We start from the raw sequence: 6,674 nt of genomic DNA on the forward strand, positions 1-6,674 counted from the left end.
TATTTTCCAGTAAATGGTTTAATATCTTACTGGGTTTCTTAAGTATTGTCTTTTTTAGGTATTGGTTGGCTTACAATTTCCAATTCCTTAGATTTTGGTACTTGACATATTACCGCAGGACTTTTTTATTTGTTTTGCTACATCCTCTGCACTTATATATGTATTATTGATTCGCAAATAATTACTTTGTTTTATTTCTCCTGGTAGAGAATTTAAGCGATAAGTTTCCATCGATGTTTTTAAATCATTTTCCGACCAAGCGATATCTCTTTTCGTTGGTTTATGCTCTAGACGATTTGGGGTTTTATTCCGTTCGATTCTCTTCTCTACAACTGCTTCTAGCTCAACAAAATAAACCGTTGCTCCTCTTGATTCAAAAAGCTCGCAAACTTGATTTACATAATCCCAATCTTCCTTCTGATCAAACGCCCATACGTAAGTGAAGATAATGCCATTTAAATCACTTTTAGATACCTCTTCAAATATTTCCTTACGAAACAGCTCAACTAATCTCTTTCCTGCTGTTGACCCATAATCAAAAAAGGTACTAACTAAATCAATCGTCATATGATTATGGAATAACTTTAAATCAGCTACTTTTGCTAGTTCTTGGCCAACAGTCATTTTCCCGACTGCTTGTGGGCCTACAATAAAAACTAATTTCAATACCTTCTCCCCCATTTCATTTTCAAACTATAATTTTTTATTTTAACAAAGAATAATCATAATACAACAAAAATTGGAAATATGACGTAAAGACCACATTACCATTTACAATATTAACCATCTGTACTAAAATATATTTTAGTAAACAAATATTTAGTAAAGGTGGTTAATATTGTGAGCTTACTTGACGTCTATTTACAAAAGAATGGAAAAAAGCGTTATGATGTTTTTAAACAAACTGGCATAAGTCAACAAATGCTAGCTGCCGTCAACAAAAAGAATGTCAGCAGCTATTCAGTAAAAACCATTCAAGCTATTGCTGAAACAGTCGAAAAAAGCGAAGGAACAGTATTAGATGAACTTTTGCAATTAGAAAAGAACACTGCCTATTTTGAAGTATACAATACAGAGGATTTACTGCTCGCCTTTGCAAACAAAGAATCCCATATTTTAATTAAAGAGGATTATAAAAAAGAAATCGAGGAATTGGCAAAAACACAGCTGTCAGAGACAGAAACATTAGGTCTTGAATTAGGTTCATCTGGTACCATATACATTCTAGGTGAAATTTTTTATCAGCTTGCATTGAAGCTAAGTAATAAAAATACCGATCAAAAGAAGCTGGAAAACGATATTCGAAAATATAAATTGAAGAAACTTAATGAAAAAGAATATCTTTTGTATTATAAGCATTTGGATTATTAAGCAATGGGAAGGCAAATTTTGAGTCGCCTTCCCTCTCTTAAGTAACTCTCTCTTATTATACCGTCTAAAAAAACTTTATTTACAAATGCTGCTACCTTTTACTAACAGGTATCCAAATTTCACATGGTACTTTCGGAGACTGTAAATCTTTACTTTTAATTGATAGGATTTCAGGTCCTTGCATTTGTTGATAGCCTGAAGATGGGAACCATTCGGCATAAATATTTCCCCATACTGTCTGTACTGTTTCCGGAAAAGGACCCTCTGACTCAAACACAGCCCAAGTTAGATTAGGCACTTCTAAAGCTGCAAAGTCCTTTGGACAGGATTCTGTTGTAGCAACCCCAATGTAATGATCAAGAGTACCTTTTTCCATCATCCTTTCTTCTGTAAAATTTGTCGATGCTTGAATTATCCCTCTTGGTTCCACATTTAATAGTTGTAGTAGTTCACTAATCTTCTCTTGCCCTAGCTGCTTCCACATAGCATTGATTTCCGGGTTCTCCCCTTCAAAAATAATCGGTACTTTCTTCATCATACCTACTATATGAAAAGCATTCTTTTCTTCTATTCGGTAATTCATTTCGACTCCTCCCTTAATGGTTAATTGGAAGGACATTCGTGGATATGCCTTTAATGGGATTCCCTTGATTCTCGCTTCAGAAGGCGCTATTCCATGAAACGTTGAAATGCTCTTGTAAACGAATCAGGTGATGAATAGCCATATTTAACGGCAATATCAATAATTCTTAAATGGCTATTCTCTAGCTCGAATGCAGCAATCGTTAGCCTTCTTTTACGAATATACTCTGTTAGTGATATCCCAGCGAGAAACGAAAACATCCTTTTAAAGTGGTACTCAGAACAAAGAGCAATCCTCGCAACTTGCTTCATATCTATTTCTTCCGACAAATGCTCTTCGATATATTGAAGAGCCTGATTCATTCCTTTAATTACATCCATTTCATGCCCTCCCCTTCTTTATAAAATCACCAAACAAATTTAACACGCTTCCGACTTTTCTTGCATAATTCATGCAAGATTCCATGTACTATTCAAATTTCTTCAAAACTAATTGATTATTTTCGATTTCAGATATATAATCTGCAATACGCTCAATAAATGCTTGATCATGTGAAACAAGAATGACTGTTCCTTCATATGCTTTTAAAAATCGCTCTAAAGCTTCGATACAATATATATCTAAAAAGTTTGTCGGCTCATCCAAAAATAGGACATTATATCTTCCTAGAAAAAGCTGACATAATGTTAATCGAATAGCTTCTCCCCCACTTAATTGGCAGACATTCTTTTTTAAATCATTCCCTGAATAATTCATCGAATGAAGAACAGAACGAATTTTACTTTCTCCATAATCACTCTTTTCTTTCATATAATCCTTGACTGATTGGTTCTTTATAAATTGATAGTCCATCTATTTATACATACCAAGAACAGCATTCGGAGAGATAGTAACTCCCTCTTTTTGATGAATGATATAGTTTAAAAGGGATGTTTTCCCTGAACCATTCTTTCCAGTAATCACAATATTCTTTCCTAATGGAAATTGAAAGCTTACGTCTTGAACCAGTATTTTTTTACTCCTGCTTTCAACATAATACTGTCGCCCATAATGGGAAACTTATTATGCATGGTAAGCGTTTCTGACTGTTGAAACCGCAACTGTTGTTCGTTTTTAGGAGCTTCTACCATTTTCAATTGTTCTACTCGCTGTTCCATCGCTTTTGCTGCTCGTTGAACAGACTTTTGGCTTGTATCTTTTGATTTAGTCATAAACATTTTATTAGCTTTTGCTTTTGTTCCTTATTTAGAAATATGGCCGTTAGCCTGCGTGATTTTGTCTGCATTTTTTCTTTTTACTTCCGCCGCATTTACAAGTCGTGTTTTCTCCTTTACATATTTCTCATGTTGCTCCTGCTGTTGTTTTCGCTGTAGTTCCTTTTGAGCAGTATAATCGGAATAATTCCCTGTATATTCCGTTACGATTCCATCCTCTACTTCCCATATTTTCGTCACTAATTTATCAAGAACAGTCCGGTCATGACTGACAAGAATAAGCGCACCATAATAGTACTCTAATTCTTCTAATAAGAACTGTTTTCCTAACTTATCCAAATGGGTTGTTGGCTCATCCAATAATAAGCCTTCCCTATAGTTGGAGAAAATCTCTGCTATTTTGAGTTTTGTAAGCTCCCCTCCACTAAAATTTTCTAATGCTGTTTTAGGGATAGAAAGTTTTCCGATTAAGTCATAGTCTATTTCTTTTTTCTCAGGTGGGTTTAATTGATCAAAATAGGCGAAATCTACAAAACTATTTATTTTTCCTTTCTCTGGCTGAATCCTACCTGCCATTAATTTTAGCAAGGTGCTCTTACCAGCTCCGTTCTTCCCTACAATAACCATTCGATCAAACTGATGTACAGATAATCTTGGTATGGTTAACACGATCCGATCTAAATACGCAATTTCTATATTTACTAATTCAAGACATACTTTTTCCCTTATTTTACCCTCCATTGGTTATTTTCCAATAAAAAAAGCACAGGCAAATTAAAAAGGCAGAAATATCTACCTTTTAGCATTCCATATAAATACAACTCAGTTGTTACGATTGAGTCAAGTTTTTGTGGGAGTTTTTTTAGCTCCCTTTTTATAAAATAAAACTTTTAATTTTGTATCCGCTTTCTAAACATTTTCTTTCATCAAAATTTCGTTTTTTTCTTTTTTTAAAAACCTTTTAATCCCTGTAAGGCAAAGTGAATGGGTTTTCCAATCGCTTGATTTAAGTATGGCAGGTTCTGACGCACGGTTTCTGTTACTAATTTTGTGGATATTTTTCTTTTCGGTCGATGCTCTTTCTTTGATTTTTCCGTGGCCTCTTCCCATTTCCCATATATCGTTTGGATGGATAGGTCATCCTTCAATCCAATCCACAAGCGCGCCATGCTCATGACCCCTTTTTTGCTCCATGCTCTTCCATTCTTTAATCGTTTGGCTAATTGATTCATCATTGCCTCTGCACTTCCCATTGGACGATACGCTGCCGTGTCCACGCCTTTCTCCTGTAACCAACTACGATAATCTTTTATGGTTTTCCTGATGATGCGTTAAAAAGCCGAGGAAATGCGCTAGTTTTTCTTCTTCTTCTGGTGTATCCATTGTTCCTACTGCGCTATTCAACTCTAGAAGTAATGTTTCTACCTGGTAGTTTTTTAACGCTCTTTTCATGTAGCGGTATCGAGGATGGCTCTTCATTAGTTGCTTCATCGAACGAGCGACATGAAAACGGTCCATGGTGAAAAAGGCGCGTTCCCGAAAATACTCCCGACATGCCGTTATCCAGCCTGCTCCATCGCCATTAATAATAAGCAAGGTTTGGGTAGGATCATACGCATAATGATTCTGTAAGAACGTTTCAAAGGCTTGCCAAAAGGGTTCTTTTCCTTCATAGAGAAAATGCCTTTTATTTCGGAGTCTGACTCGCTTTCCGTTTTCTTTCCATCCCTCATGTACAGCGGCGAATTTCAACTCCCATCCACGCTTTTTCTTTTCTTGACTCTTCACATATAATCCATCTACTTCGACAAACAATACCTTTTGAAAAGGGCATTTTTCCTTAGCGGGAAGGACGCTTGTTTGAAGAAGATGTTGCCGTAATGCTTCGTGGCTCATCGCCGAATAACCTAAAAATTGTTCGAATGTTTCCACCGCCTTTCGATAGGAAGAGCCATTTGTCGCTAATTCTAGCCCCCATTCTTCTAATAGTGGACTAAACCCTTTATTCCCTTGAAACTGTAAGTAGTGATCTAACAGACAAATATATTTTTTGGTTACACGATCGAAATAATAATTACGCTTCAACGCCACTGCTCCAAACGCTGTATCTACTCGTATTTCTCGCTTATCTCGTAAAGCAAATCTTCTTTTGTCTCGTTGCTGAGCAATCTCTTGATCCCAATTTTCTAATGTTTGAACAAGAATTTCTTGAAACGTCATTTGTAGTGTTCGAAATAAAGTTTTTTCCAATTCTTTTAATGATGGCATTTTTGTGTTACATTGATTCATGAGAGCCTCTCCTTTTCGTAGTTTTCTAGTCAAATTCTACTTTACAAAAGGAAGCTCTCTTTTTTAATGCTTCATTTTTTCCAGCTACCGCGCTCACGCTTGGTGGCCTTTTTGTCTAGTTGGGGGACGAGTCCCCCAACTAGACAAAAAGGATATTTATTCTCCCACAAACATTTTACTCATACAGTTTTTATTCTATCTAAAAAAAGCTTCGTTTCAGCCTTTACCTCTTCAATGATATTGTCTTTCCTCTCTAACAACATATGTAAGGCATCATCTACATAGCCATTTTCAAAAGTTTGCAAAGGAATTGGTAGTTCCTCTTGATCTAAAATATAATAAGTACCATTTGGTTTTACTACAAGATCAATGATTAAATCTTCAAACAATACAATATCATTTTGAATCCAATTTTTTCTAACAATATTAAAATATGCACCTAAATATTTTCCAGTTGTATCTCTCCAAAAATATAAATTATATGGCTGATCTAACCAATAATAGGCAAACGTAAATGTCCCTTTTGGAATAACTAGCTTTTGTTTCCCCTCCCTCATTTCAAACGGCTTTTCAACTTGATGTAAAAGTGTAATTTTCCTAGTATCAGCGTGAAGAAGTTTGCATGGATAATCTTCTGTTGTAGAATCATAACGAATTTTCCGTTCTGTTATCTTTTTACCATACTTTAATCGCATGTCTAACTCACTATCCTCTCCATTAATCATATCCCTATTTCTTTCCCTATCATATAAGAAAAGCAAACATTTATACAGGGCTAATACGAAGAGTGAAACTTCCATCAATGTAGATGTTCCTTCCACCAACCCATCATTCTAACATTCATTCGGAGTCTTTCTGTCTATTAAGAACATATTATTTAGCGATAAAGAGAAAACATTTGGAAAGGTATATTAATAGTGGATTCAAAAAAAGGATAAAATCGAGGAATATAGTCAGAAAAACTTGGCATTAATTTAAGCATCTCAATCATTACTTTTCAAAAAAAACAATGCTATAAGAAGAAAATTATATGGAAATAAATTAAGAAGTAATAGTGATTTTAACTTGTATTGTTCAAATAAAAAATAGGTGGTACTGTCAATATTTTTGTGTAAATGACTTTTCAACTTCTCAAGGTAGATGATCACCTTCGTATTCAAATAGATTTGTTCGAAGTGTTGATTTGGGTGTCTAGGAAAGGGCTAGCCCTTTCCTAG

The 6,674-nt window shown here is 35.0% G+C and carries 5 protein-coding genes and 2 pseudogenes; 1 reads left to right on the forward strand and 6 read right to left on the reverse strand.

Features of this window, described 5'->3' with window-relative positions; all coding sequences use genetic code 11:
• Positions 1–87 precede the first annotated feature (87 nt).
• A complete protein-coding gene (locus QQZ16_RS22345) occupies positions 88–666 on the reverse strand; it encodes an AAA family ATPase (RefSeq protein WP_284561798.1) in 579 nt (192 codons plus the stop codon).
• A gap of 174 nt (positions 667–840) precedes the next feature.
• Between QQZ16_RS22345 and QQZ16_RS22350 the strand changes: the two genes are divergently transcribed.
• On the forward strand, positions 841–1,371 hold the full coding sequence (locus tag QQZ16_RS22350; RefSeq protein ID WP_251630076.1) for a hypothetical protein: 531 nt from the start codon (positions 841–843) through the stop codon (positions 1,369–1,371).
• Positions 1,372–1,462: 91 nt separating this feature from the next.
• On the opposite strand, the pseudogene QQZ16_RS22355 reads toward QQZ16_RS22350, so the two are convergent.
• The 5 genes and pseudogenes from QQZ16_RS22355 to QQZ16_RS22375 form a co-directional block, all read right to left on the reverse strand.
• Positions 1,463–2,334, reverse strand: a pseudogene (locus QQZ16_RS22355) (AraC family transcriptional regulator).
• Positions 2,335–2,422: 88 nt separating this feature from the next.
• Positions 2,423–3,909 (reverse strand): annotated as a pseudogene (locus tag QQZ16_RS22360) (Msr family ABC-F type ribosomal protection protein).
• Positions 3,910–4,118: 209 nt separating this feature from the next.
• Positions 4,119–4,445 carry a UPF0236 family protein gene (locus QQZ16_RS22365; RefSeq protein ID WP_284561799.1) on the reverse strand — a complete coding sequence of 109 codons (327 nt, stop codon included), beginning with the start codon at positions 4,443–4,445 and terminating at the stop codon, positions 4,119–4,121.
• Positions 4,446–4,464: 19 nt separating this feature from the next.
• Positions 4,465–5,457: an ISLre2 family transposase gene (locus QQZ16_RS22370; protein WP_284561800.1), complete on the reverse strand. Its 993-nt coding sequence runs from the start codon at positions 5,455–5,457 to the stop codon at positions 4,465–4,467.
• 179 nt (positions 5,458–5,636) lie between these two features.
• The gene (locus QQZ16_RS22375) at positions 5,637–6,182 is read right to left on the reverse strand and encodes a DUF402 domain-containing protein (RefSeq protein WP_251628764.1); all 546 of its coding nucleotides are present in this window, start codon (positions 6,180–6,182) and stop codon (positions 5,637–5,639) included.
• Positions 6,183–6,674 lie beyond the last annotated feature (492 nt).

The sequence above is a fragment of the Bacillus sp. T2.9-1 genome, assembly GCF_950097965.1.
Classification (GTDB): domain Bacteria; phylum Bacillota; class Bacilli; order Bacillales; family Cytobacillaceae; genus Niallia; species Niallia hominis.

What these genes read in the sequence shown, in the direction of transcription:
- QQZ16_RS22370 (WP_284561800.1), bottom strand. Translation starts at nt 5,457, where the DNA reads ATGAATCAATGTAACACAAAAATGCCATCATTAAAAGAATTGGAAAAA.
- QQZ16_RS22375 (WP_251628764.1), bottom strand. Translation starts at nt 6,182, where the DNA reads ATGATTAATGGAGAGGATAGTGAGTTAGACATGCGATTAAAGTATGGT.